Below are 24,790 nucleotides of genomic sequence, written 5' to 3'. Positions count from 1 at the left end.
GATCGCTGTATGAGGTGTTTGCAGGTTCATTCGGCGGCGATAGCGAGTTCCATGTCATTCGCGCCCTCAGGCGCTTCCATTCTATAGAGATGATCGCGCAGACGGTCCTGGAAGCCGTCTGCAAAACGCAAAACTGCTCGCTCAGTCCGAGAGAGAAATCCGCGCGTTGCACGAGCCGACAAGGGTTTGCCTTCATACCGAAGGAATTTGGTCAGTGCGGAACGCGTCTTCCATTGCGGGTAGGCGTTGATATTGACCGCGTGCCGACGCTCGCCGTCGAACCGAGCTGCCTTCGGCCATCGACCATTGGCCGGAAGATCGTCGTCCCGGTCAGCGTCGTACGCCCCAGGCTTTTCGAGCCGGCTTCCTAGCCACTTGGCGACCGGCACCGAGACCGCGTTCCCGACAAGCGACCAACGTAGCGAAGCACGACCGACACCTTCTGCAGCCTTCGTCCAATTTTCGGGAAACCCTTGAAATCTCTCGGCGTCACGAATGTCGGGCGTAATCACCGCGCCTGAAGGCAAAAGGATTGCCGGCGGGGAAGCGATGCCAATCGTGGAACCATTTTTGAGTGTTGGGATCGCGTCGGGTGCCCAACCGAGGCCGCGGACACCCTCGGTCCAATAAAAACCGTGAGCGCGAACGTCTAAATCGGTTACAGCCAGTTTGGGTTCAGCCTCGTCGGTGAGAATCACTGAGGCAGGGTCGAGATCGGTCGTCGTCGCTACGAACAGGACCCGCTCACGACGCTGCGGCAGGAAGGCAAGACTGTTCACTACCCGATAAGCCCATCTGTAGCCTCGCTCCTCGAAAGCATCGATGAGAATACGCATGGCGCTACCCTTATCGAGCTGGAGCATAAATGACACATTTTCCAGAACGACCCAGGGCAGACGCCGCTCGTCCAGCAAACGAAATACCTCGCCGACGAGACCAGATCGCGCGCCCCCGATGCCCTTCGTCAGGCCGGCCTGACTGAGGTCTTGGCAAGGGAACCCTCCTACCAGGAGATCTATCTCACGGGGTAGCGCCTTCAAATCGCAGACGTCCCGCTCGCAGGGTACATGCGGCATTTTTTCCGCTAGAACTGCCCGGGCAGGTTCCCAAATTTCACACAGCAAGCTGGTTTCGTGTCCCGATGCCGCAAGACCTCGCTCCAACCCTCCAATACCCGCGAACAATCCCGCAACCTTCACGATTTACCCTCCGATGCCATTCGCTCCGCCACCGTAGCGCCGAATCGGCAACCCGCAAAGTTCTTATTTTGTTCCTTGCCATTAATCCAGTTGGAATGCCATAGGTGGAGTTAGCGGATCATCCACCTTTCGGCGCCATCTTCTCATGGCAATAATCTCTCTTGGCCTGCGATAAACGCCCAGCCTTTCTGCCCCACTATCACGGCTGCCGAGACATGCTGGGGCAGCCAGCGTCATGAAGTCAGCGCCTACCTTGCATCGCACTCGCGTCCGTAGCTACGCCGTCGGAAAGCCTGCGCTGGCCCGCCGCAGGACGTGTTGTCGATCGCTTCGGAATCTGATGCTCCTTGCCAGCGGGGGCCATTTTCGGTGCCGCGATTGCGGGGAAGACGCTTGGCCGGCTAAGTTTTTTCCCGATCCTGGCCCCGCGAAACGACCGCGTCATTATATCGCGTTTGACTAAAATACCGGAACGTCCAATGCACATTGCCGGAACCGAACAGGGCCCCTCGGACCTTTGCGGCGGACACCTAAGACCTTGGTCCTAGACGAAAACGCAAACGGCCGATGTGGCCCGGATTGAAGTCCGGAGAAGGGAACATCTCGCCCTGGCTGTCGTTTGTCGCGATGTCTCCGGCGCCGCCGGATCCATATCGGGAGGACAGAACGATGCCGCATCGATCCACCATCGTCAAAACAGGCAACGGCCCGGTCACGGCGATTGCCGTGCTGATGGTGGGATTGATGGCGGTGGGGATGGTGTTTCTCGTCCTGGGCGGCGCGCTCTACCTCAACGAGCAGCCGTCGGATCAACGTGCGCTGTCGTCCGTTCCCGCCCGATCGATTCAGGCGGCCGATCGTAGTGCGGCAAACTGATCGGGCCCGCGCTCGGCGGAACATCCAGCCCCATTCGAATCGACAGCGACCCGCCGGCCAGTTTGGCGTTGAGGAAAATCGTCCGATGCGGCAAGAACGAGAAACTGTTTCACGCCGTGGTGACCAGGACGCCGAATCTGCACTTTGGTCCCGGCCTATTCCGCTTTCGCGGAAGTGTCGGCCGGCGGGCGATGTGCAATGGTGTCAATGCGGCGGTACGAGCCGCCCTGGTTGACGCGGGCGCCCGAGCCATCCCAACAATGCGCCCCCCGTCCGCGTCGACCACGGCATGCCCTTGGCGGTATCTTCCGATCCGCACAGCGGACATGCCGTGGCGCGAAGCGACGATCAGCCTGCCGCGAAATTCGTTACAACTTCAGCCGCCGACCAGCGCCTTCGTCGTCACCAGATTGACGCCGGCCTCGGCGAATTCATCATTGTGGCGAGTGATGATCTGCCGGGCGCTCTCACTGGCGCTGTCCAATGTGCTGTGCGCATCGGAGACCACGGTGACGCCGAGCCCTTTGGCCATCGCGCCCTTGATGGTCGCAGCCACGCAAAAATCGGTCTGCGCACCCAGCAGCACGACAGCACCTGCGCCCTGCTCGGCTACCCAGTCGCCAAGGGCTGCATTGCTAAATGCATTGCCGGCGCTCTTGGCGAAAGTCGGCTCGTCTACGGCCTGGCCGAGATTGGGCCACACCGGCCAACCCGGCTCACCCGGCGCCAGCGGATCGCCCGCCGGTCCGTCATGCCTGACAAAGGCGACCTTGCGCCCGCCGCGCCGCGCCCAGTCGATCACCGCCCGGGCACGCTCGGCAATGGCTGACGCGTCATGGATCGGCGGCTCGTGCATGCCGTCGAACATGCCGGTCTGCAGGTCGATTACGATGAGCGGCGCTTTGTCCGCGAGGCTGGGTGCTGACATGGTTTTTTACATAGCACGGCGAGCGAGGTGATCAAGGATTTCGGAGTGGCTGTATTGTCGCCTTTTGGCCTCGCCACTCGATCAGTGGCTCCGCAAAACATAGAGACCAAAAAGGAACCCTGCACCAAGAACACCTATGGCGACGGTAAACAACACCAGCGCGCCAGCAATGCGGCCAACAGCTGCCCTCGATTGAATGTCATGCTGCGAGCTGCTGATCTCCCGAATTGTTCGGTGGGCCAGCTTGAGAATTTCAACGGCAATAATAGCTGCTACCGCAAAAACAAGGAGTACTGCCAACATGCTCAACGTTGGCGGATGATTATAGAGACCGACAATCGCTTCGCTGAGTTGGTAAAGGAAAAACGGTGCGTATCCTATCGCAGCGAAGACGCCGCCAAGCGCAAAGTAAGTGACCAGGCGCCAGGGCCATTCTGAAAGCCAACGCTTGCCGGCCAGTTTTCGTGCGCGATGGTCCAGCATTGCAAAGCAAATACTGCCGGCAATCCAGCAAAAGCCGATCCACCAATTCATCCAAGCGTCTTATCGGACCAATCGTTAGCTCGGGATTAAACCGTCATGTGGCGCGTTCCGCCCCTGTCACCCCGGCGCGCCCGCAAACAGCACCACGCCGTCGCCTCCTGCGGCCGGCCAGTCGCGGATGGTACGGTCATAGCCGCCGGTCAGCACCGTGCCGTCGGCGGCGAAGGCCACCGCATAGATAGGGCCGGTCTGGCTGTCGAACATGGCGACCTGGTTGCCGGTTTCCATGTCCCACAGGCGCGCCGTGCCGTCGAGCGAACCGGAAACCAGGCGCTTGCCGTCGGCCGACAGCGACAGCGTGTAGACGGTGCCCTCATGGCCCTCGAAGCGACGCAATTCGCGGCCGCTGTCGAGATCCCAGAGCTTGATCGTGTAGTCGCCGCTGCCAGTGATCAGATGGTGGCCGTCGGCGGTGAACACGGCGCCATAGGTGCCTTGCTCATGCCCATGCCAGCTGCGCAGCTGCTTACCGCTGTCGATGTCCCAGAGTTTTAGCGTGCCATCGATGCTGCCTGAGACGGCCCGGGTGCCATCGGGCGAGACGGCCACCGCACTGACCGACCAGTCGTGCCCGCTCATGACATGCAGCACGGCACCCTTCTCGAGGTCCCAGACGATGACATTGCCGGTCTCGTGGCCGGTCACGGCGCGTTTGCCGTCGGGGCTGATCGCCAGCTTGTTGACACCGCCATTCTCGCCCGCCGAAAAGACATGCAGCACCTCGCCGTCGGAAAGTTTCCGTTGCACGATCTCGCCGTCGTCGCCGGCGGTCAGCGCGCTGACGCCATCGGGCATGAACAGCGCGGTGCGAGCCATGTCCTTGTGGGCGCCGAGGGTGCGGATCAGGTGCTTGCCGGCGATGTCCCAGAGCTTGATCGTGTGGTCGGTGCTGGCGCTCATGATCGAGTGCCCGTCGGGCGCCACGGCCAGCCAGACGACGGCGTCGCGATGGCCCTCGGGTTCAGTCGGCAGCGGTGGCGGAGCCGGGGGCAGCGGCGCGACAGTCGGTGGCGGAATGACCGCGACCTTCGGTGGCGTCGGTGCGGCGGGCGTCGGCGGCGTTGGCGTTGGCGGAGGCGCGAGCGCAGGCGGAGCCAGCGGCGGGTTGCCCGCTTCCGGTGGTGGGGCGGGTGGAGATGGCGCCGGCGGCGCGGCGGCCGGTGGAACTGCCGGCTCCTGGACCGGCGGCGCGCTGGCGACGTCCTGCCCCTTCGGCTCGGCAGGCTTGGGTTCATTCTGCTTGGGCGCGACGGGCTTGGGTTCGCCGGGCTGGCTGGCAATCTCGCCATCGCGATCATGCCAGGGGCCGAACCGGTCGACGGCCAGCACCGCAAGCACAACCAAGGGCAGGGCGAGAAACGCCTTGCGCAGGCCGGGCCTGCCGGTGTCCTGCACTTCCGCCGCTCGGCCGAACAGCGGCGCGCCGGCCTGATGGTTCGGGCGCCCCGGCAGACGACCGGCCCAGAACAGCAGCACGCCAATCAGGCAAGCGAGTGCCGCCACCACCAATCCGGCCAAACGGATGGAGGCTGGATCCCCGGCGAAAGACGAGACACCGCGCCAGGCGACGACTGCATCGATAAGCACCAGCCAAGCGCGCCAGATGCAAGCCACGGCCATCACCAGCAGGATGACTGCAATCAGCCTGTCGACGACTCTGCTCATCGGCCCCCCTCGGCGCCATCGCAGGCTTCGCCCTGGTGGCACGCCGCACAATTCAGTTCATGAGATTACCAGTGGAAAAGGTGTTCGCAAAATGGCGCATGCGAAAGGGGCGGCGTCGAGGCTCCCGGCAAGTTTACCCCGCGCTCACCTGAACTCCACCCAGACCGGCGCGTGGTCGCTGGCGCCGTCTTGCCCGCGCACCTCGCGGTCGATGCCGGCGGCGGTGAGACGGCGCGACAGTGTCTTCGACAGCAGGATATGGTCGAGCCGGAGCCCTGCGTCGCGCGGCCAGCGGTTGCGGCGATAATCCCAGAATGTGTAGAGCGTCTTCTTCGGGTGCTTCTTGCGCAGCGCGTCGGTCCAGCCCTGCTCGATCAGGCGGGCGAAGGACGCCCGGCTTTCCGGCTGCACCAGCGCATTGTCGTCATAGGAGCGGGTGGCGTAGATGTCGCGCGGCTCGGGCACGATGTTGTAATCGCCGGCCAGCACCACCGGCAGGCCGGTATCCAACAGCTGCTCGGCGTGTGCCTCCAGCCGTTCGTGCCAGGCGAGCTTGTACTGGAATTTCGGGCCAGGCTGGGGGTTGCCGTTCGGCGCATAGAGGCAAGCGATGACGATGCCGTTCACCGCTGCCTCGATGTATCGGCTCTGCTTGTCGGCATCGTCGCCGGGCAGCGCATCGCGGGTCAGCACCGGTTCCGAGCCCCGCGCCAGGATGGCGACGCCGTTCCAGGTCGGCTCGCCCTTCCAGACCGCGCCATAGCCCGCCGCGGCCAATGCCGAACGCGGAAACTGCGTGTCGCGCGCCTTCAGCTCCTGCACGCACACGACATCGGGTTTTGCCGTCGCCAGCCACGCCAGCAAATTGTCCAGCCGGCTGTTGATGTTGTTGATGTTGAAGGAGGCGATTTTCATCAGCTCAGGAAACGATCCGGCCCGTCCACGCCTTCACAGCCTCGGCCAGCGTCTTCAAATGATCGGCGCTGGAGAAACCGGAGATGCTCTTGCGCGGTTTGAGATCATGGTCGCCATCCTCCAGCCAGACAATTTCGATCTGGTCGGAAAGCGCGTAAGTCGCGACCTCCTCCTGCGTCCCGAACTCGTCACGTGTGCCCTGGAAGATCAGCGTCGGCGTCTTCAGGTCGGCCAGATGTTTGGTCCGCAACTGCTCAGGCTTGGCCGGCGGATGAAAGGGATAACCCAGGCAAAGCAGGCCCGAAACCTCGCCCTTGGAAAAGATCTCGTCGGCGACCATCGAGGCGACCCGCCCGCCCATCGACTTGCCGCCGATGATGAGCGGGCCGGTTACGCCCTTCGCCCTGAGGTCGGCGATCGCCTTGACATATTCCGGGTTCACCGTCTCGGCCCGCGGCGGTGGCTTGCGATGCCCGTAGCGGCGGGCGGCCATATAGTGGAATTCGAAGCGCGCGACGCGAAAGCCGGCTGCGGCCAATGCCTTGGCGGTGGCGGCCATCGAGACCGAGTCCATCGGCGCCCCGGCGCCATGGGCGAGCAGGATGGAAACGGGGGCGGTATCGGGGCCGTCGAAGAGGAAGGTGGTCATGTGGCGGCCCTCCCTGAGAGGTCGCGTTCCGTCCCACCCCCCTCTGGCCTGCCGGCCATCTCCCCCGCAAGGAGGGAGATTGGCTGTCGCCATCGCTTTCGCCAACCATCAACGTTGGAAGACGAGCGAAGCGTTAAAGCTGCTGATCTCCCCCCTTGCGGGGGAGATGTCCGGCAGGACAGAGGGGGCTGTTCAAGCGCAGACATGAGCCCCCTCACCCCGCGGACTTCTGCGCCAGTTGCAGATCGACGAACTGCACCCCCTTGGCCGCCACGCGCGCCCATTCGGAATCCGTGTCGAGTTCGAGATAGCGCGCCCAGTTGCGGCGCGCCTCCAGCAGATTACCGGCGTCGAATTCCAGCCGGGCCAGATTGAACACCGGATCGGCATAGGTCTTGTCGAGCGCGATCGCCTTCTGCAGGTGCCGTCGCGCCGAAGCCTCGCGGCCTTGCTCGCTCATCAGCCCGGCGAGGTTGAACCACGCCTCGACGAAGGCCGGGTCGAGCTTTATCGCGCGCGCATAGTCGTGCGCTGCTTCCCTCCCGTGCCCGCCGGCGCGCAGGCAGTTGGCGCGGTTGAAGGCGGCAATGGCATCTGTCGGATCGATGGCGAGACATCGCTGGTAGAGCGCGGCTGCTCCGTCATGGTCGCCGCCCCCCTCAGCCGCTTCGGCCTCGGCGAACAATTCTTCCAGTGTGTCGTCGCCCTCTGAACCGGCGGCGCCCAGATCGAACAGCAATTGTCCGTCGAGTTCGCTCTGGCCGCCCTCGAGATAGATCGCGTCCGCGCGCCCATGCTGGGAGCCGACATTGAGCGACTTGGCGGTGAGCGATGCCACCGGACCGGAGCGGTGAACGGAGCGCGCGATCGCACCCCACGTCGCCCCGCCGGCCACCAGCCCGGCATATTTGCGGGCCAGGATCAGGTCGCGGAAGGAATAGGGTTCGCTGTCATGCTCGAAGGCATCGAACAGCGACAACAGGTCGAGGTCGGCGCCTGAAATCCGCGACTGCTCGATCAGTGATTGCCTGGAGAGCGAGGACGCCTCCGGCGCCTTCATCAGGCCGAGCAGGCGCAGGAAACCGTTCTCGCTGATCGGCGTACGTCCGGCGGCGCGCTCGGCGGCGACGCGGCGCTCGATCTCGGCATCGCCGGATTTTGCCAGATGGGTCCGCCCGAACACGACATGCGTGGTGCGCCTGGTGACACCGCGCCGCAACTGGCCGTGCTGGCGCCCGACCTCGCGTGCCGCCAGCCTGAGCGGAAACGCCGCCAGCGCGCCGATCGTGCCGAAGACGGCGCCGGGGACCAGGACGGCTTGTGCCGTCATTTCTTGCTCTTGCCGACCGCCTTCAGCAGATTGGCCCTCAGCGGGTTTTCAGCCGCACCGCCTGCTGCCGCCTTAACCTTGGCCGCAGGCTTGGCGACCTCGTCGGCCTTGCTCTTCGATTTGGCCGGCGGCTTCGACTGCGACAGGCTGGCCTTCAGAGCGTCCATCAAATTGATGACATTGCCGCGCTCGGGGGCGGCAGCGATGATCGGCTTGTGGCCCTTCAGCTTCTCGCGGATCATCGCCATCAGCGCGATCTCGTAGCGATCCTCGTAGTTCTTCGGATCGAAGGTCGTTTCCTTCTGCTTGATCAGCGCTTCGGCCAGTTGCAGCATTTCCGCGTCTGGCTTGCCGGCCGGGATATTGCCGAAATATTCAGCCGTGCCACGCACTTCGTTCGGATTCCTCAACGTACACACGAACATGCCGTTCTCGCGCGCGCCGATCGTGACCACGCGCTCGCGGCTGGACAGCACTAGCCGGGCGATCGCCAGCTTGCCGGATTTGCGCATCGCTTCGCGCAGTACGGCGAAGGTTTCCTCCGCCATCGCGCCATCGGGCGCCAGGTAATAGGGCGCGTCCTGATAGATGACGTCGACCTCGCCCTCGTCGACGAAGGCCTCGATGTTCATCGTGTGGTTGGATTCGATGCGCACCGCGTCGAGGTCGGCATCATCGATGATGATGTACTGCTTGTCCTCGTACTCGTAGCCCTTGACCAGATCCGAGCGCTCGACCAGCCCCAGTTCCGGGTCGACCGGCTTCATGTTGATGCGGTTGTGGGTCTTCTTATGCAGCTGGTTGAAGCTGATACGCTCGCTCGCACTGGTGGCGGGGTATAGCCGCACCGGACAGCTGACGAGGCTGAGCTTGAGGTAACCTTTCCAACTTGCCCTGGGCGCCATGAAACACTCCTACGCGGCCATGCACTGTCACACCGATGCAGCGCTGTTCGTCCGAAGGACGAGCGACGCCACTGAAATCCTACACCGACCCCGCACAATACAGGCAAATCCCTGACGAAATGTTTTAGGTCGGCACGATGTCGAGATGGAAGAATAATTCAAATTGTCGGGACCGTCGATGGACTTAGGTGCCTCACCTCATTCATGGGCGCGAGGAACCCAACTTGTGAAGGGGCAAATCCCGCGCGAACTCATCGATCTCCGCCCATGGATCGCCGGATGTCGCCAAGAGCCCCGGCAGCGAGGAGTAGTTCAAATCCTGCGGTGCATCGATCGACTCCAGATCCGCCCAGCTCACCGGTGTCGAGGCCGGCAGATTGGTTCGGGCACGCAGCGAATAAGGAGCGGCCGAGGTGTGGCCGCGCGCATTGCGATGATAGTCGATGAAGATGCGCTTCTTGCGGTTGTCCTTGCCCATGGTGGTGGTGAAGGTGTCGGGCGCGGTTGCCGCAAGATGCGTGGCGATGGCGCTGGCCGCCTGGTGCAGCTTCTTCCAGTTCTGCTTGCCCGTCACCGGCACGGTGATGTGGATGCCGCTGCCGCCCGAGGTCTTGGCGAAGGGCACCAGCCCCAGCCCCTCGAGCTCGCCCTTGATATGCACCGCCGCCTCGACCACCTCGCGCCACGAAATCCCCTCGCCCGGGTCGAGGTCGAAGACGATCTGGTCGGGCTTGTCGAGACTGATGCGATGCGTGCCCCAGGTGTGAAATTCGACGACGCCGAACTGCGCCAGCGCCAGATAGCCCTTGGCGCCTTCGACCGAGAGATAGGACTTTGTCTCGCCCTCGGAATTGGTCGCCTCGAAGGTCACCACCGAGGGCGGCATGCCGGTGAAGGCATGCCGCTGGAAGAAACAGTCCTTAGGCAGGCCGGTCGGGCAGCGCACCAGCGACACCGGCCGTCCCAGAATGTGCGGCAGCATGAAGTCGCCGACCAGCGCGTAGTAGACGGCGACATCGAGCTTGGTCGGCCCGGTCTTGCCGAACAGCCGCCGCGTCGGGTTGGTCACCCAGATGGTGGCGAGATCGGCCTCGGAGATCAGTCGCTTGCGCTTGGCCGACACCGGCGTCGACAGGCCGACATCGCGCAACCCGCGAAACACCGCGTGGCGCAGCGCATTGTCCGCGGTGCGGTTGGCATAGTGGATATGGGCCGAAAACAGCGGCCGCACCCAGTGCATCTCGCGCATGATTTCACGCGGCACCCCTTCGGGCGCCGTCGCGCCTGAGGTGAGCGGCTCCAGCCTGGCCAGCAGTTCGGCAGCGGTCCCGGTATCGAAGCCGGTGCCGACCTTGCCGCGATAGTGCAGTTCTCCGTCCTCGAACTCGGCAAGCCCGAGCGCTGCCAGCCCTTCGGCGGCATTCGAGACGGTGTAGCCGGCAATGACGAAGTCGTCGGTCTGGAGCGCCTTGGTCTTGGTCCAGCTTTTGGTGCGGCCGCTCTGGTAGGTCGCGGTGGCGCGCTTGGAGACGACGCCTTCCAGTCCGAGTTCCGACGCCTGGTCGTAGAGCCCCTGCCCCGAGCCTTCGACATGGTCGGAGAACTGGATGGCGGAATTGGCGCCGAGGCCCGACAGCAGCTGTGCCAGCAGCGCCTTGCGCCGGACCAGCGGCGCCTTGGTCAGGTCCCAGCCGTCGAGATGGAGCAGATCGAAGGCATAGAAATGCAGTCTGCTGCCGGCGCCTCCGGCCAGCGCTTCCTGCAACAGCGCGAAACGGCTGATGCCCTTGGCATCGAGCACGACGATCTCGCCGTCGATGATGGCGTCGCGGCACGGCAGTCTGGCGAAAGCCTGTGGCAGGTCGCCATAGCGCTTCGTCCAGTCGATGCCGCCGCGCGTGATCAGCCTGACCACGCCGTCGGTCAGATGCGCCATGGTGCGGTAGCCGTCGAATTTGATCTCGTGCAGCCAGACCTCTCTGGTGTCCTCGCCATCGGGCGGCTTTGGCACCTGCGTCGCCAGTTGCGGCTCGATGCGGCTGAGTGCCGGCGCCTTGAATGCGCCCGGCAGCGTGCCCGGCTTCAGTGCGCCCGGCTTGGGCTTGGCCACCGGCTTCGCGGGCGCCACCAGCTCCTCGATACGCCTACCGGACTTCACGCTTTCCGGCCGCGCTTCCAGGATGTCGAGCGCGGTGTCGGCGGCAAGGTCGCGCTCCTTGAACAGCAGCCAGTTCTTCTTGTTCTGGTCCTCGCCGGGTTTTGGTTTGAGCCTGGTCAGCATCCAGCCGCCATTGAGCTTGTCGCCGGCCAGCCGAAACTTGAAGGCGCCGGTTCGCAGGCTCTTCTCGACATCGTCCATCGGCGCCCAGCTGCCGGTGTCCCAGACGATCATCGGCCCGCCGCCATATTCGCCCTCGGGGATGACGCCCTCGAAGTCGATATATTCCAGCGGATGATCCTCGGTCTCGACCGCCAGCCGCTTGTCGGCCGGATTGAGCGACGGCCCGCGCGGCACCGCCCAGCTCTTCAGCACGTCGCCGACCTGCAGCCGGAGATCATAGTGATCGGCGGTGGCGTGATGCTTGTGGACGACAAAGCGGTTGCCTTCGCCGGCGACGAGCCCGCCGGCGGGCTCCGGCGTTTTCGAGAATTCGCGCTTGGCGCGATAGGCTTTGAGCTTGGGTGGGGTTGTCATGGCATGGATCGAAGCGCGGCAACCAGGTGCAAGCGTCCCGACAGAGCGCAGCTCTTGAGCCTCACGCTCTCAATCGTCGGTGGCCGGCGTCAACTCGAGCTCGGCCGGCGACAGGCCTTGCTGCAGTTGGGCGAGCCGGAATTCGTCGACCCAGTAGGCTTCGCCGTCGACCAGCACGCGCGCCTGGTAGGAGCCGGCCGAAAAACTCTGCGCAGTGATGTAGACCTTGTGGCGGTCGAGCGCCTTGCGCACCGCGGAGCGCTTTGCATTCTGGCCGATGACGGGACTGAACATGACGCTGCCCTCGGTCGCCCCGACACCCACATGGCCGCGGTCCGCAGCCTGGCGACTGGAGTTAAGGATGACGGAGACCCGCCGTCCTGTCAATTTCGCGGAGACGAACCAGGCCCGAGACTTACGACCCGCTGCTGTTGACCGCGTTGCCGATCACCTTGAATTTGGTGTTGACCGCATTGCCGAGCGCGCCGGCGCCGGCGATGATGGCAAGCGCGATCAACGCGGCGATCAGCCCATACTCGATGGCGGTCGCCCCGGATTCATCGCGGATGAAACGGGAAAATAACTTCGGCATATTATTCCTATCTTCTAATCCCTCCCGCATCTAATAAACCCCACAGATTGCAGTTCGGTTAAAATTTGACCAAGCTAATGAAGGTGCTCGGACCCCGACTTGAATCAAGACATCAAGTCGTGGGGCTGCCTGCCGCCGGAGGCGGGACCGCTCGAACCCTCGCCTCGGAGAACTGGCTTCAGTCCTTCAACCGCCGCAGGCGGCGCGCCACGCCCTGGATGGTTTTGAGCAGCCGCGGTCTCGTGCGCACGTACCGCTCGGCCCGGCTGCGAAACAGGATCGCGGCATTCGCTCCCCTGCCCCGCAGCGTCATCGGTTCGCAGATCTCGGATAGAACCGAATTCGCGGCACCGATATGTTCCTTGTAGCCCTGACCGCCGACCGACAGGTCGAAGTAGTCGAATCCCCGCTCGCGCCCCCACATCATCAGCTTGGCGATCGTCGTCAGGCCGGGTGACACATTGGCGACCGCATCCTTGTCGATCGCGAGCAGGATGCCATGAAGCGTGCCCTTTCTGGCCAGCACGAGCATGGAGGCAAGCCAGGCTTGCCCGACGCGCAGTCCAAAGAGCCGCACCGATCCATCGGACAGGCCCTGGAGGGCCGCGTTCCGGTAGAAGTCGACGGCCGATTGCTGCGTCAGGAGATCGAAACGCGCAAGCTCGCGAAAGCGCTTCAGCCGCAGCTCAAGCAGCGTACCGAAAAGCTCCTCCGTCAGGGCGGGCGTGTCGGCCTCTACCAGGCTGAGGCCGCCCAGTTGTTCAAAGCGGCGGCAGTGCTTGCGGAAGTCCTTGGCGAAGGACGGCCTGCAGATGCGCTTGATGAGATCCTCGGGCTCGCCGTGCAAGACCAGGCCCGAGGTGACCTGGATGGAATCGCGCGTCGCCGAAAGCAGAGCCAGCGGATTGACCACGCCAAAGACCTGTTGCGGGATGCCGGCGATGTGGATGCGATCCACCGGCGGCAGCACCGAACAGACCGCCGCCCAGGCGGCTTCAGCGCCCTGCCTTGTCCACGGGCTGCCATCGGCCAGCAGCGGCGCGGAATAGTCGCAGACGCCGCAGCTCAGCCATTCGACCACATGGTGGCGGTAGGCCCGGCGCCGCATCAGCGGCACCAGCATTCTGGGCTCGCCGGTCGCCGCGTCGCTCACCTCGACGACAAGCAGTTCCGCGCCCTTGGGCATCAGCCGCGTGGCGATCCCTTCGGCCCAGGCGTAATGCTGATGGGCGGTGCAGACACCATTGGCCTGCCACTCTAGCCAGAGCGGCCTGACCGCCTCGAGGCTGGTGTGCAGCCGCGCCGTATAGGCGCGTTCGGCGGCGTCAGTACTGGCGGCGGGAGCAGGAGCCTGCACCGCCGAAATCGGTGCCATCCGCATTGCCTGGCTCGACATATCTGCCTCCTACCTGTCTCCCGCGACGACCGGATGCGGTCGCCGGCGATCCTGTTTTCAGCCGCATGGACCCGCCTACCAGCGTTCTTCCAGACCTGACAGGCGCATCAACGCGAGCCTCTTTGGTATGGATCAAGCACGAAATGCGGCCGCCCTCAGCCCTTCGACTTTCGCAACCCGCGCATGACGCCCTGGGCGGTCTTGAGCAGCCGAGGATGAGACCGCACGAAAACCTCGACCCGGTCGCGAAGCGAAGCGACGGCTGCTACGCCCTTGCCGAGCGGTGTCAGCGTTTCGTCGATCTTGGCCAAAACCGAACTCACGGCGCCGAATTGTTCCTTGTAAGGCTGGCTGCCCACCGACAGGTCGAAATAGTCGAACCCCTGCCGCAGTCCCCATACCATCAGCTCGCCCATCAGCCCCAGGCCCGGTGAGGCGTTGGGCACCACCTCCAGGTCCATGCCGATCAGCAGGGCATGCAATGTGCCTTGCCGGACCAGCATGTACTGGACAGAGACCCAATCCTCGCCGACCCGCAGTCCGAATATCCGCACCGATCCATCGGACAGGCCCTGGAGTGCTGCGTTTCGATAGAAATCGACAACCGTCGGCTGCGCCAGGAGATCGAAACGCCCCAGTTGGCGAAACCGCTTGAGCCGCATTTCGACGAGGGCGCCGAAGACGAGCTCTATCAAGGCCGGCGTGTTGGCCTCGATCATATCCACGGTGCCGTGCCGTTCGAGCCGGCGCCAGTCCTTGTAATAGGTTTTGACGAAAGACGGTCTGCCATGGCGCTTGATCAGGGTCTCCGGGTCGCCATCCAGCACGAGGCCGGACGTGATCAGGCTGGACCCTTGCGCGATCGCCAGCAGCGCCAGTGGATTGGCCACTCCATAGACCTGCCGTGGAATTCCCGTGATGTGGATGCGGTCCGCGCGTGGCAGGACGGATCGGACCGCCGCCCAGGCGGCTTCGGCAGCCTGCGGGGTCCACTGGCTCCTGTCCGACAGAAGCGGCGCTGAATAATCGCAGACGCCGCAGCTCAGCCATTCGATCACGCGATGTCCGAGCATCGATCGCCGCATCAGCGGTACCAGCATCTTGAATTCACCGGTCCCGGGATCGGCCACTTCGACGATGAGCAGCTCGGCGCCTTCGGGCATCAGCCGTTTGACGATCCCCTCGACCCATGCATGGAGCTGATGGGCGGAGCACGTCCCATTCGCCTGGCATTGAAGCCAGAGCGGCATGACGGCTTCGAGACTGGTGTGCAGCCGCGCCGTGTAGGCTCCCGCAATGCTTCGGGAAGCATCGATAGCTTTCCCGGCCGGTGCTGGCGCTCCAGCTATCGGCGCATCGGGCGGTACAGTCGTCAACGTCCGGATCGACACGTCCATCTCCTACCTTTTTCCCGTGGCGAGCGGGGCGGGTTCGGTGCGCCGCCACGATTTCGGCTGGCTGTCATGCCGGCCATCCGCGCCCTCAAGCGCGAGTATGTGGCGGTGTGCGAAATACCATGAGGCCACGAGCACGACGGTCTCGGAGACCGCGGCACCTGCAAGCGACCATGACGGGGAAGCGATAGCGAGCAGGATGGCGATCAAGACCAGACCAACGACCGCACCGGCCGTTGTGATGAACGCCACGACCCGGAATTCGCCGAGTATCTCGAGGACGATGCGCGGCATGATGTAGAGCATGATCGGTACGAAGTTCGCCACGGCGAGAAGCCCGATGACGCTGACCGAAGCTCCCGCGAGCGATTGGGATTTTATCGTCGGCAGGACAAACAGGATGCAGGCTCCGTAAACCAGGCTGCCGAGCCCCATGACAAGCGACCAAAGCTTGGCATGCATCCACACGCGCCTGACTTCATTGTTCCCCATCATCTTCGCAAGCTCGGGCTGCAGCATGTTCACAAAGGCCAGGCTGACGATGCGCAGTGGGGCAAACAGGACGATAACCGCCGCGATGGGCGCATAGGCCGCCGGACCTGCGATGCCCGCGACCAGCAGCGCCAGGCACTGACCCTGAATGTTGGTGGTCGTCGCGCTGAATCCCGACCAGCGCAGTTGGCGCCAGAGCCTGGCATAGCGTCGCCGCACGGGCGCGCGGAAACTGACGCGAAGCGGACGGGGCGCCAAGCGGGCAAGCACGGCTATGCCGATCACATTGGCCGCTGCAAGGGCATAGAACACCATTTGCAGCACATTCGGCGCCGTGTAGATCGCCAGCGCAGCCATTGCGGCACCGGCAACGGTGAAGGCGAAATCGCTTATGCTGACGACCATCTGTTGGCGGCGCGCGAAGAACGCCGTGCGCATATGGCTGCGCAACGACCACGCGCCGACGAAACACCCGGCGGCGATACTGCCCGCGTCACCCCACAACAGCATCAGCAGCGCGGTCGCGGCGCCCATGATCGACGCGACGACCACCGCCGCCCCTCCAAACGTCACGTCGTGCGCGTCGACCCCGGCCCTGTTGGTGCTCTTGCCCATCCATATGCTGGCCGGGACGGCGGTCAGTGATCGGATGTAGGACAGGCCGACGCCGCCCATCACCATCGCGATGGCGAAGATGCCGTAGCCTTCCGCCGACAGCACGTGCAGCAGCGCGATGTTCAGCGCGAAGTGAAAGCCGCTCTGTATGGCCTCACCGCCGATCATCAGCACAAGGCGCCGCAGCAGATGGCCTGGAAACACGAACTTCACGGACTGGTCTCCGCTTCGCGGGCGGCATGCGCCCGGCCAGGCTTCGCCAGCGCCACCCTCAACTTGTCGGTGGCGATCGCCGCGATCGCCGCCGCCGCTACCGGTTCGCTGAAAATCTCCTCGTATCGCGACCGCCCCGCGGCGACGAAACCGCGCCAGGCATCTGGCCGCAGGACGATCTCCCGCAGTTTGTCGGCCAGAGCCGCCGGGTCGCCGGGCGGAACATGCCAGCCGGTCACGCCATCGCTGACCACTTCCACCAGGCCGCCGATGGCCGACACCAGTGGCGGACGGCCATAGGCCATCGCCTCGATGGCGACACGCCCCAGCGATTCCGGACGCCGCGACGGCACGGTGACGATGTCGGCCCAGCGGTAATGCGCCGAGGGGTCCGTCACGACCGGCAACACGCTGACCCGTTCGGCCAGGCCCATGCTTTCGACCAGTTGGGCCAGCGCGCGCTCGCGCTCGACGCTTTCGAAGGCGCCGCCGACCAGCCGCACCTCGATCCTCGACCGCAATTCGGGTGACATCGAAGCGATCGCCTGGAGGAGTATCTCCTGGCCCTTGATCCTGTTGACGCGGCCGAGCAGCAGCACCCGCAACGGGCGCCTGCCGTCATAGGTCATTGGTTCGGCGGACGCTGGCCCCGCGACACCGTTGTAGACGACATGCGTGCGCGAGACCTTGGGATCGCCGAACGCGGCGCGTGTCGCGCGCGAGTTGAAGATGAGATCCGCATGGCTCCAGCGCATCAGGCCGACGAGTATCCTGCGCATGACGCCTTCGGGGATCTCGTGGATATGCAGGATGGCCTTGTCGGGGAGAAGGCGCGCGGCCAGAGCATAGTCGGCCACGATCGAGGTGTTGACGTAGGTGAGATCGCAATCCCGGAGGCGCCGCCATGCCCGAAGCACGGCCATCGGCAATCGCGCCATCTCGACCGTCGCCAGCCGCAGGATGGCCTGGCGCCTCAGCACCCAGAGCGGCTCGAAGACGATGCGGCTGGCATGGCGTTCCAGGATCTGCACGATCGGCCCGCTGCGCGGCAGCACCACCTCGATGTCGGCGGACGGAAACGCGGCGCGCAGCGCAGCAACGCTCTCCGCGAAGCTGCGGTCGGAACCATAGAGTTCATAGCCCTGATGAACGCAGGCAATCCGCATCTTTGTATCCCGCCAGGTGCCGCAGCCATCGCGCCAGGCGCTGGAATGCGGGAACCTTTTCGCAAGAACCATGCCTGATTGATCCGCCCGACCGGCGGACGCCCAATCCCTGGCAATGCCTCGTTTCGACACAGATACGCACAGAAGGGTTGACCGATAATGAAACAACCACGGGGTTCAATACAGTTTTTTTACAACCCGGCGCGATGATCATCCGCCCGAAGGCCGAATCGTCGGATGGCACGGAAGTTGCCCATCTGATTCTTAATCATGCAGCAATCGCTAATATACACAGATCTGAAAGTGCCGCCGGCTATGAAACCAGAGACGCCTGCCATTCTGATCCTGGGGACGCGCGGCATACCCGCGGCCCATGGCGGCTTTGAAACCTTCGCCGAAAGACTGGCATTTTTTCTTGCCGGCCGAGGCTGGAAGGTCGGCGTCTATTGCCAGGAGGAGGTCGAGCGGATCGACCAGAGGGTGCGCAGCGAAACCTGGCGCGGCATCGAACTCATCCACGTCCAGGTTGCCTCGAAAGGGCCGCGTGCGACCTTGGAATTCGATTGGCAATGCGTGCGCGACGCCGCCAGGCGGCCAGGCGTCTGCCTGGTGCTCGGCTACAACGGCGCGGTCTTCCTGACCTGGCTCAGGCTGAAGGGGCGCAAGATCTTCACCAATATGGACGGCATCGAGTGGCGGCGCCCCAAATGGGGGATGGCGGCGCGAAGCTGGTTCTGGCTCAACGAATGGATTGGCGCCTGGGCCTCGCATCGCCTGGTTGCCGATCATCCTGCCATCGCAGACCATCTGGCGACGCGCCGGCCGCGCAGTGCCATCGCCACCATCGCCTATGGCGCCGATCCGGTGACATCGGCACCGGAGGCGCCGGTCCGGGCACTGGGCCTGGAGCCAGGGCGCTATCTGATCTCGATCGCGCGGATCGAACCCGACAACAACATCCTGCCGATCGTCGAAGCCTTCTGCAGCCGCAAACGCGACATGAAGCTGGTGGTGCTCGGGACGCTGTCCGACGAAATCCCCTATCATGTCGCCGTCCGCAAGGCGGCCAACGGATCGGTGGTTCTGCCGGGCGCCATCTACGACCAGGCGACGGTGAAGGCATTGCGCTATCACGCACGAGCCTATCTGCATGGCCACACCGTCGGCGGCACCAACCCGTCGCTGGTCGAGGCGCTGGCTGCCGGCAACATGGTGATCGCGCACGACAATCCATTCAATCGCTGGACCGCGGGTGCCGCCGCAATCTACTTCACCGACACCGACAGTTGCGCCGAGCGGATGCAACAGGCGCAGGACGATGACGCCCTGGTCCGGAACTGCGGCATCGCGGCCAGGGTGCGCGCCCGCGAAGCCTTCCGCTGGGAGGATGTCCTGGCTGCCTATGAGCGTGAAGCCTATCGGCTTCTCGGTGTCACCGCCGACGAGGCCGTCGCGGCCAATCGCGCATCGCCCGGCACTGCATGACAGGCTGGTCGCGCCGGCGGGTGCTGCGGACGGCGCTGTCGACCGCGGCACTTGGCTCTCTCCCGTTCGCGCCGTTCGCCCGGGCCGCCGAGCCACCCTTTCGGCGCGGCGTCAACGCCTGGCCCTGGTTCTCGCTGACACGTGAATTCCCGGCGCCGCGCACCGACTACGGCTGGCCGCCCTTCCAGCAGCAGCGGCCGGTTCCGACCGCCCACGACCTGCGCCGGTTGCGCGACACCGGGCTCGATTTCATCCGCCTGCCGGTCGATCCCGGCCCGTTCCTGGCGGCCGACGCCACCAGGCGCGGCCTGTTGCTTGAGATGCTGGACGCGGCGGTCACTGTCACCCTCGATGCGGGTCTCGGCATCATCGTCAACGTACAGGCCAACGGCGCCACCCACTATTGGAATCCTGACCGCATGGTCGCCAGCGTCACCGCGCCCGCCTTCGATCTCTATCGCCGGCTGGTCGGCGAGCTCGCTGGCAGGCTGGAGCGCTTCCAGCCCGGCAAGGTGGCGCTCGAAGCCGTCAACGAGCCGCCGCAGGCCTGCGCTTCGGAGACCTGGTCGCAGGTCCAGCTCGCTCTTCTGACCGCGGCAAGGGCATCGGCTACAACCTTGCCGCTGGTGGTCACCGGAGGCTGCGGATCGATGGTCGGCGGACTGACCGCGCTCGATCCGGCGCCGCTGTCGCCGTTCGAGCCGATCCTGTTCACCTTCCACTTCTATGAGCCCTATCTGTTCAGCCATCAGGGCGCGCCGTGGATGCGCGAGCCCGTCTATCGCTCGCTCAACAACGTGCCGTGGCCGGCGTCCGCCGGCTCGTTGGAAGCGACACTGGCGTCGGTCAGGGCTCGCATGGCGCAGGATACCGAAACTACGGATGAGGCCAAGAAAGCCGCCTATGCGGAAACCGAGCGCGTGCTGAAGGTCTATTTCGACGCCCAGCCCGACCGGCGCTTTGTCGACAAATATCTCCGCCAGGTTCGCGCCTGGGGCGACAGTCACGGCCTTGCGACGGAGCGCATCATCATGGGCGAATTCGGCGCGCTGCGCAGCGATGCCCGCTATGTGGCGGCGCCCAATCCCGATCGGGCACGCTACGTCGCCGACGTGCGCCAGGGTGCCGAGGATCTCGGCTTTGGCTGGGCATTCTGGAATCTCTTCGACGGCATGGGGATGATGGACGACACCACGCGGGCCCTCGACCCGGACATCATCGCGGCACTTGGCCTGACCATGCCGGCGGACTAGGGTCAAAACCGACCTACGTCTTCCATGACGCGAACGGCAACTTTGCGCCGCAACTTGGACGTAGAGTCCAATTTTGCGGTTGCCCGAAAGCAGACATCTCCAGCGACCATCTTGGGGTCGGGATGCGCCAGCATCCTGCTATGCCGGTAGAGACGACTTCAGTCTCATCGGTATCGCCAGAGCCGCGAAACTGTGGTAGCCGCCGCTCAACCAACCAAAGGACGACACCAGTGAACGAACCAACCGTGGCCCAGGCGACCGAAAGTATCTATGTCTCGCTCCGGGCGGACAATGCCGACATCGACGCACATATCGCGACGCTGAAGGCGGCGCTGACCCGAGAAGGGGTAAAACAGGCGGTGTTCGATCCAACCAAATTGGCGCAGAACAACCGCTCGGGCCGCAAGTTGATGCAGGCTTATTTTCGCCAGCGCGGCGTGAGCGTTAAGTTTTCGGACCAGTAGAGCCGCGCGCGGGTCTCAAGCCCGCCGGCGGCAACATCATGCCGCCGATTGGGCGCAGATGAAAATCCGTATGGACGAGGCGACCCTGGCGAACGGCGACATCAACAAAAAGCCGCGCACCCAATGGCGACCTTGGCCTCAAATCCCAGCTTTGGCTAGAGTTCGTGGCATGCTGAACGCCATTCACCACGTCGCGCTCATCTGCACAGATTACGATCGGTCGCGACGGTTCTACGTCGAACTCCTCGGCCTCGACCTGATCCGGGAGGTCTACCGGGAGGAGCGGCAGTCATGGAAGGCCGATCTGCGGATCGGGTCCGTCCAGCTGGAATTGTTCTCCTTCCCTGCACCGGTGATGCGGCCGTCCCATCCAGAGGCGACAGGCCTGAGACATCTGGCATTTGCCGTGGCGGATCTTGATCCCGTAATCATACGCCTGGAAGCCGCCGGCGTTCCCGTCGAGCCAATCCGGATCGACCCGTATACAGACCAACGGTTTACCTTTTTCAGCGACCCGGATGGATTGCCGCTGGAACTCTACGAAGCCCCATGAGGAACGGTTCACTTTTGCGACCACGTCATCGGATGTGGGAACGGCGGTCGGCAATATGATCCGTCAACTCGGGTGCGCCACCGGGCTCCTTGCCACGGGCCAAGAGGCCGACGCTCTGCCCCGCGTGTCAATAGTTGAGCAGATCCTAGCCGCATCCCGAATGCGGACATCCGAGCAAACAGCCGAGGCGGCACTTTTGCCAACCAGCTTCGCAACTGGCCTTGTAGGCGGCTTCTTCCGCAAACGATCTGATTGCTCTGCACGTCATGGTGGGGTGCATTCGACGACTGAGTTTGCCCATTCAACTCCTACTTTTTTCAGCATGTGCTAATATTGCAGCCGTGCGTGGCCGTGTACAAAGTACGGCGTTCGCAGCTTGGGGACTGCACCCAATGGTGAGCACATGATCCGCAAGGCGCTTCTTTGGTCGGCTGCATCGTTGCTCGCCGGGGCCATGAGCCTGTCCGCGCACGCCGCCGACAAGGTCGTCAACCTTTACGACTGGTCCGACTACTTGGATCCCTCGGTCATCGACGACTTCACCAAGGACACCGGTATAAAGGTCGTGTACGACGTCTTTGACTCCAACGAGATCCTCGATACCAAGCTGCTTACCGGCGGCTCCGGCTACGACGTCGTCGTGCCAAGCGCCAGTTTCCTAGCCCGCCAGGTCGGGGCCGGCGTCTTCCAGAAGCTGGACACGTCGAAGTTGCCCAACATCGCCAACATGTGGGACGTCATCGAACAGCGCACCGCCAAGTACGACCCGGGCAACCAATATTCGGTGAACTACATGTGGGGCACGGTGGGTTTGGGGTACAACACCGCGAAGATCAAAGCCGCGCTGGGTGTCGACAGACTCGACAGTTGGGATTTCTTCTTCGATCCCGAGAAGCTGAAGAAGCTCGCCGATTGCGGAGTCTACGTGGTCGATTCGCCCACCGAAATCCTGCCCATCACGATGAACTATCTCAGGTTGAACCCCGAGAGCACCTCGCCGGAGGACTTCGGCAAGGCCGAAGAGGCATTGATGCGTATCCGTCCCGACATCCGCAAGATCGAGTCATCCGAGTACATCAACGCTTTGGCGGACGGCGACATCTGCCTGGCGATCGGCTGGTCGGGGGACGTCCTGAAGGCGCGCGATCGGGCCGCTCAAGCCGGTAACGGCGTCACAATCGCCTACTCGATCCCTCGGGAAGGCACTGTGATGTGGTTCGATCAACTGGCAATCCCGGCAGATGCACCGCACGTGGATGAAGCGGATGCCTTCATCAACTACCTCATGAAGCCTGAAGTCGCCGCCAAGAACACAAACTATGTATTCTTTGCTAATGGCAACAAGGCTTCACAAGAATTCGTTGAAAGAAGCATCCTCGGCGACCAGTCGATCTATCCTGACGATGCCACGCTAAAGAAGCTTTTCACCGTCTTTCCGTACGACCCGAAGACGCAGCGCGTGGCAACGCGCACCTGGACTAAAATCGTCACGGGTCAGTAATTGACGGCAATTGAGCTTCCGGCGAACCGCCCGATTGTTCACCGGTCATCTGTCAATCCGCAATGCCTGATTTCCGCAGGCCATCTAGCCAATGCTCCACGTCCTCCTGACGGCGATATGGAGAGTCGCGCTTGTAATCAGACAGAGTGAAACCTGGCTTGCTTTCAAGGCATCTGCCCCAAGCCGATCGTGCCTCTTCGGCGCGTCCTAGCTGGCCTAAACACGCAGCCAGATTGGCGAATCCCCGATCATAGTTGTTGTTATCCCAGCGGCGGAACGACTGCAGTGACGCCTCATAGTCGCCGAGTAGGTAATGCGTAAATGCGAGCAACTCGTGGATATCGCGGTCTTCTAGTGGATTGAGCCGTTGCAGCCGCTCGCCTATCTCGCGAGCCTTGGCGAGTCGACCGTCCCAAAGAGAGATGTAGCCAACCCAGTTGAGTGCCATCGCATTTGTGGGTCCGAGCACGAGCGCGCGTTGCCAATGGGTCTCGGCAGTCTCGAAGTCGCCTCTCCATGCATGTAGAGCGGCAACAACCGCCTCTGCGAGTCCGCTGGCATCTCCGAGTTCAATCGCCCGCAAGGCCGACTGCAACGCCAATGCCTTTAGACCCCCGTCGGCCCTGAAGGCGGAGAGCGTCGCGTAGGCGTCGGCGAGGCATGCATGCGCCCGCGCCGAATCAGGCTCCCAGCGAAGTGCCAGCTTAAAGAACTCGATAGCGGCAATGGTGTCGTTTTCCGTAAAACGGTGCGTAGCCTCGACTCCGCGCAAGAATGCGTCATAGGCACCCAGGCTCGTTTTCGTCTGTCGGGCTCGGGCGATCTCCGCAGTTCCAACCTTGCCGACCAAGGCCCAGGCGATTCGTTCTGTCACCTCGTCTTGCACGGCGAAGAGGTCGTCGATGCTTCGGTCATAACGCTCGGCCCAGACGTGATTTCCGGATGAAGCTTCTATCAGCTGCGCGGTGATCCTTACGCGTGCTCCAGCCTTCCGAACGCTTCCCTCGACGACGTAGCGGACCCCGAGCTTCCTTCCCACCTCGGTAGTGTTTACGGACCTGCCTTTGAAAACGAATGAGGAATTGCGAGCGATCACAAACAGGCTTTGGCTACGGCTCAGTTCCGTGATCAGGTCCTCAGTTATTCCGTGCGAGAAATATTCCTGTTCAGGATCCGCCGACATGTTAGCAAATGGAAGCACGGCTACCGACGGCTTGAACGGAAGTGGCAAATCCCTCGCCGAGGCGATAGCCGCCGGAGGTTCTTGTGCCTGCTCTTCCGTTTCGACCCGGTAGGCGCGAACCGCCCCAGCTATGTTCTTCATCACATGATCGCCAAGGTCGACGAGCTCGTAAGGAAGTTTGCCATTTACCTGATCATAAACGCTGCGCCCAATGACGACGCCTCCGGGCTCGCTGACCTTTTCGAGCCTCGCTGCAATGTTCACGCAGTCGCCGTAGATGGTGGTCTCATCCAGGATGACCTCACCAGCGTTGATACCCATTCTGAACGCCATGCGCCGTTCTGACGGAAGATCAGTGTTGCGTGCCGTTATGCGCTCTTGCGTCTCGACAGCGAACTGCAGCGCGTCGACGGCGCTTGGAAACTCGATCAGCAGACTGTCGCCGGCGGTGCCGACCAGCCGACCCCTGAATTGCGCGATTTTTGGGTCGATCACTTCCGCGCGCAGTGCCTTTAGATGGGAGAGAGTCCCGGCCTCATCGGCCCCCATCAAACGCGAGTAGCCAGCTACGTCCGCTGCCAAAACCGCCACAAGCTTTCGTTCCGGGCGCGCCACGATGCCTCCTGGACTACAAAGACGTCACGTGGTTTTGCTGGTAGCGTAGCACTCGCGTGTAAGCGCAACTAGCCGCCATAGATGGTCCGCTTTGGCTAGCTTCAGACCTTGGTCCCACCGGGCTGAACGTCCGCTATCGTTCTTCGGGCGTATCCGCACGGCT

General features: G+C 63.3%; 22 protein-coding genes. 6 read left to right on the top strand and 16 right to left on the bottom strand.

Features of this window, described 5'->3' with window-relative positions; translation table 11 throughout:
* Positions 1–26: 26 nt before the first annotated feature.
* Positions 27–1,199 carry a DNA cytosine methyltransferase gene (locus AC1DZU_RS07205; RefSeq protein ID WP_477283102.1) on the bottom strand — a complete coding sequence of 391 codons (1,173 nt, stop codon included), beginning with the start codon at positions 1,197–1,199 and terminating at the stop codon, positions 27–29.
* A 669-nt stretch (positions 1,200–1,868) separates the two neighbouring features.
* On the opposite strand from AC1DZU_RS07205, the gene AC1DZU_RS07200 reads away from it, so the two are divergent.
* A complete protein-coding gene (locus tag AC1DZU_RS07200; protein ID WP_477283100.1) occupies positions 1,869–2,075 on the top strand; it encodes a hypothetical protein in 207 nt (68 codons plus the stop codon).
* A 376-nt stretch (positions 2,076–2,451) separates the two neighbouring features.
* Here AC1DZU_RS07200 and AC1DZU_RS07195 read toward each other — a convergent pair whose 3' ends face one another.
* From AC1DZU_RS07195 to AC1DZU_RS07130, 14 genes are all read right to left on the bottom strand, one after another.
* Entirely contained in the window at positions 2,452–3,003 is a 552-nt protein-coding gene (locus tag AC1DZU_RS07195) for an isochorismatase family protein (RefSeq protein WP_477283098.1), read from the bottom strand.
* An 81-nt stretch (positions 3,004–3,084) separates the two neighbouring features.
* Positions 3,085–3,537 (bottom strand): hypothetical protein, encoded by a 453-nt coding sequence (locus AC1DZU_RS07190; RefSeq protein ID WP_477283096.1) that lies wholly within the window; start codon positions 3,535–3,537, stop codon positions 3,085–3,087.
* A gap of 66 nt (positions 3,538–3,603) precedes the next feature.
* Positions 3,604–5,211, bottom strand: a complete 1,608-nt coding sequence (locus tag AC1DZU_RS07185) for a WD40 repeat domain-containing protein (RefSeq protein ID WP_477283094.1) — start codon at positions 5,209–5,211, stop codon at positions 3,604–3,606.
* A 144-nt stretch (positions 5,212–5,355) separates the two neighbouring features.
* Positions 5,356–6,126 carry an exodeoxyribonuclease III gene (locus tag AC1DZU_RS07180; protein ID WP_477283092.1) on the bottom strand — a complete coding sequence of 257 codons (771 nt, stop codon included), beginning with the start codon at positions 6,124–6,126 and terminating at the stop codon, positions 5,356–5,358.
* 4 nt (positions 6,127–6,130) lie between these two features.
* A complete protein-coding gene (locus tag AC1DZU_RS07175) occupies positions 6,131–6,775 on the bottom strand; it encodes an alpha/beta hydrolase family protein (RefSeq protein WP_477283090.1) in 645 nt (214 codons plus the stop codon).
* A 214-nt stretch (positions 6,776–6,989) separates the two neighbouring features.
* Entirely contained in the window at positions 6,990–8,105 is a 1,116-nt protein-coding gene (locus AC1DZU_RS07170) for a tetratricopeptide repeat protein (RefSeq protein WP_477283088.1), read from the bottom strand.
* The gene (gene ku, locus AC1DZU_RS07165) at positions 8,102–9,010 is read right to left on the bottom strand and encodes a non-homologous end joining protein Ku (RefSeq protein ID WP_477283086.1); all 909 of its coding nucleotides are present in this window, start codon (positions 9,008–9,010) and stop codon (positions 8,102–8,104) included. Before ku ends, AC1DZU_RS07170 begins: the two co-directional genes overlap by 4 nt.
* A gap of 202 nt (positions 9,011–9,212) precedes the next feature.
* A complete protein-coding gene (ligD, locus tag AC1DZU_RS07160) occupies positions 9,213–11,705 on the bottom strand; it encodes a DNA ligase D (RefSeq protein ID WP_477283084.1) in 2,493 nt (830 codons plus the stop codon).
* Positions 11,706–11,774: 69 nt separating this feature from the next.
* Complete coding sequence (locus AC1DZU_RS07155; protein ID WP_477283082.1) at positions 11,775–11,999, bottom strand: hypothetical protein; 225 nt, start codon at positions 11,997–11,999, stop codon at positions 11,775–11,777.
* Positions 12,000–12,120: 121 nt separating this feature from the next.
* Complete coding sequence (locus tag AC1DZU_RS07150; RefSeq protein WP_477283080.1) at positions 12,121–12,297, bottom strand: Flp family type IVb pilin; 177 nt, start codon at positions 12,295–12,297, stop codon at positions 12,121–12,123.
* Positions 12,298–12,475: 178 nt separating this feature from the next.
* Positions 12,476–13,693 (bottom strand): GNAT family N-acetyltransferase, encoded by a 1,218-nt coding sequence (locus tag AC1DZU_RS07145; RefSeq protein WP_477283078.1) that lies wholly within the window; start codon positions 13,691–13,693, stop codon positions 12,476–12,478.
* Between the two features lie 155 nt (positions 13,694–13,848).
* Positions 13,849–15,084: a GNAT family N-acetyltransferase gene (locus tag AC1DZU_RS07140; protein WP_477283076.1), complete on the bottom strand. Its 1,236-nt coding sequence runs from the start codon at positions 15,082–15,084 to the stop codon at positions 13,849–13,851.
* Positions 15,085–15,093: 9 nt separating this feature from the next.
* Positions 15,094–16,362 (bottom strand): MATE family efflux transporter, encoded by a 1,269-nt coding sequence (locus AC1DZU_RS07135; RefSeq protein WP_477283287.1) that lies wholly within the window; start codon positions 16,360–16,362, stop codon positions 15,094–15,096.
* 41 nt (positions 16,363–16,403) lie between these two features.
* Positions 16,404–17,573, bottom strand: a complete 1,170-nt coding sequence (locus tag AC1DZU_RS07130; RefSeq protein WP_477283074.1) for a glycosyltransferase family 4 protein — start codon at positions 17,571–17,573, stop codon at positions 16,404–16,406.
* 315 nt (positions 17,574–17,888) lie between these two features.
* On the opposite strand from AC1DZU_RS07130, the gene AC1DZU_RS07125 reads away from it, so the two are divergent.
* The 5 genes from AC1DZU_RS07125 (at position 17,889) to AC1DZU_RS07105 (ending at position 22,829) form a co-directional block, all read left to right on the top strand.
* Positions 17,889–19,058 carry a DUF1972 domain-containing protein gene (locus tag AC1DZU_RS07125; protein ID WP_477283072.1) on the top strand — a complete coding sequence of 390 codons (1,170 nt, stop codon included), beginning with the start codon at positions 17,889–17,891 and terminating at the stop codon, positions 19,056–19,058.
* A complete protein-coding gene (locus AC1DZU_RS07120) occupies positions 19,055–20,311 on the top strand; it encodes a glycoside hydrolase family 5 protein (RefSeq protein ID WP_477283070.1) in 1,257 nt (418 codons plus the stop codon). The genes AC1DZU_RS07125 and AC1DZU_RS07120 overlap by 4 nt, the downstream gene beginning before the upstream one ends.
* Positions 20,312–20,541: 230 nt before the next feature.
* Positions 20,542–20,775: a hypothetical protein gene (locus tag AC1DZU_RS07115; protein WP_095091204.1), complete on the top strand. Its 234-nt coding sequence runs from the start codon at positions 20,542–20,544 to the stop codon at positions 20,773–20,775.
* A gap of 70 nt (positions 20,776–20,845) precedes the next feature.
* Positions 20,846–21,328: an SMU1112c/YaeR family gloxylase I-like metalloprotein gene (gloA2, locus tag AC1DZU_RS07110; protein WP_477283067.1), complete on the top strand. Its 483-nt coding sequence runs from the start codon at positions 20,846–20,848 to the stop codon at positions 21,326–21,328.
* A 403-nt stretch (positions 21,329–21,731) separates the two neighbouring features.
* Positions 21,732–22,829 (top strand): polyamine ABC transporter substrate-binding protein, encoded by a 1,098-nt coding sequence (locus AC1DZU_RS07105; RefSeq protein ID WP_477283065.1) that lies wholly within the window; start codon positions 21,732–21,734, stop codon positions 22,827–22,829.
* A gap of 52 nt (positions 22,830–22,881) precedes the next feature.
* Here the strand turns inward: AC1DZU_RS07105 and AC1DZU_RS07100 are convergent, their stop codons facing one another.
* On the bottom strand, positions 22,882–24,627 hold the full coding sequence (locus tag AC1DZU_RS07100; RefSeq protein WP_477283063.1) for an adenylate/guanylate cyclase domain-containing protein: 1,746 nt from the start codon (positions 24,625–24,627) through the stop codon (positions 22,882–22,884).
* Positions 24,628–24,790 lie beyond the last annotated feature (163 nt).

The sequence above is a fragment of the Mesorhizobium sp. P2_A12 genome (assembly GCF_056405075.1).
Note: the sequence above shows the minus strand (reverse complement) of the source record. Positions and strands in the feature narration are given on the sequence as shown.

Coding starts and splice junctions, on each gene's coding strand:
- AC1DZU_RS07200 (WP_477283100.1), top strand. CDS start 1,869: ATGCCGCATCGATCCACCATCGTCAAAACAGGCAACGGCCCGGTCACG.
- AC1DZU_RS07195 (WP_477283098.1), bottom strand. CDS start 3,003: ATGTCAGCACCCAGCCTCGCGGACAAAGCGCCGCTCATCGTAATCGAC.
- AC1DZU_RS07190 (WP_477283096.1), bottom strand. CDS start 3,537: ATGAATTGGTGGATCGGCTTTTGCTGGATTGCCGGCAGTATTTGCTTT.
- AC1DZU_RS07185 (WP_477283094.1), bottom strand. CDS start 5,211: ATGAGCAGAGTCGTCGACAGGCTGATTGCAGTCATCCTGCTGGTGATG.
- AC1DZU_RS07180 (WP_477283092.1), bottom strand. CDS start 6,126: ATGAAAATCGCCTCCTTCAACATCAACAACATCAACAGCCGGCTGGAC.
- AC1DZU_RS07175 (WP_477283090.1), bottom strand. CDS start 6,775: ATGACCACCTTCCTCTTCGACGGCCCCGATACCGCCCCCGTTTCCATC.
- AC1DZU_RS07170 (WP_477283088.1), bottom strand. CDS start 8,105: ATGACGGCACAAGCCGTCCTGGTCCCCGGCGCCGTCTTCGGCACGATC.
- ku (WP_477283086.1), bottom strand. CDS start 9,010: ATGGCGCCCAGGGCAAGTTGGAAAGGTTACCTCAAGCTCAGCCTCGTC.
- ligD (WP_477283084.1), bottom strand. CDS start 11,705: ATGACAACCCCACCCAAGCTCAAAGCCTATCGCGCCAAGCGCGAATTC.
- AC1DZU_RS07155 (WP_477283082.1), bottom strand. CDS start 11,999: ATGTTCAGTCCCGTCATCGGCCAGAATGCAAAGCGCTCCGCGGTGCGC.
- AC1DZU_RS07150 (WP_477283080.1), bottom strand. CDS start 12,297: ATGCCGAAGTTATTTTCCCGTTTCATCCGCGATGAATCCGGGGCGACC.
- AC1DZU_RS07145 (WP_477283078.1), bottom strand. CDS start 13,693: ATGTCGAGCCAGGCAATGCGGATGGCACCGATTTCGGCGGTGCAGGCT.
- AC1DZU_RS07135 (WP_477283287.1), bottom strand. CDS start 16,362: ATGATCGGCGGTGAGGCCATACAGAGCGGCTTTCACTTCGCGCTGAAC.
- AC1DZU_RS07130 (WP_477283074.1), bottom strand. CDS start 17,573: ATGCGGATTGCCTGCGTTCATCAGGGCTATGAACTCTATGGTTCCGAC.
- AC1DZU_RS07125 (WP_477283072.1), top strand. CDS start 17,889: ATGAAACCAGAGACGCCTGCCATTCTGATCCTGGGGACGCGCGGCATA.
- AC1DZU_RS07120 (WP_477283070.1), top strand. CDS start 19,055: ATGACAGGCTGGTCGCGCCGGCGGGTGCTGCGGACGGCGCTGTCGACC.
- gloA2 (WP_477283067.1), top strand. CDS start 20,846: ATGGACGAGGCGACCCTGGCGAACGGCGACATCAACAAAAAGCCGCGC.
- AC1DZU_RS07105 (WP_477283065.1), top strand. CDS start 21,732: ATGATCCGCAAGGCGCTTCTTTGGTCGGCTGCATCGTTGCTCGCCGGG.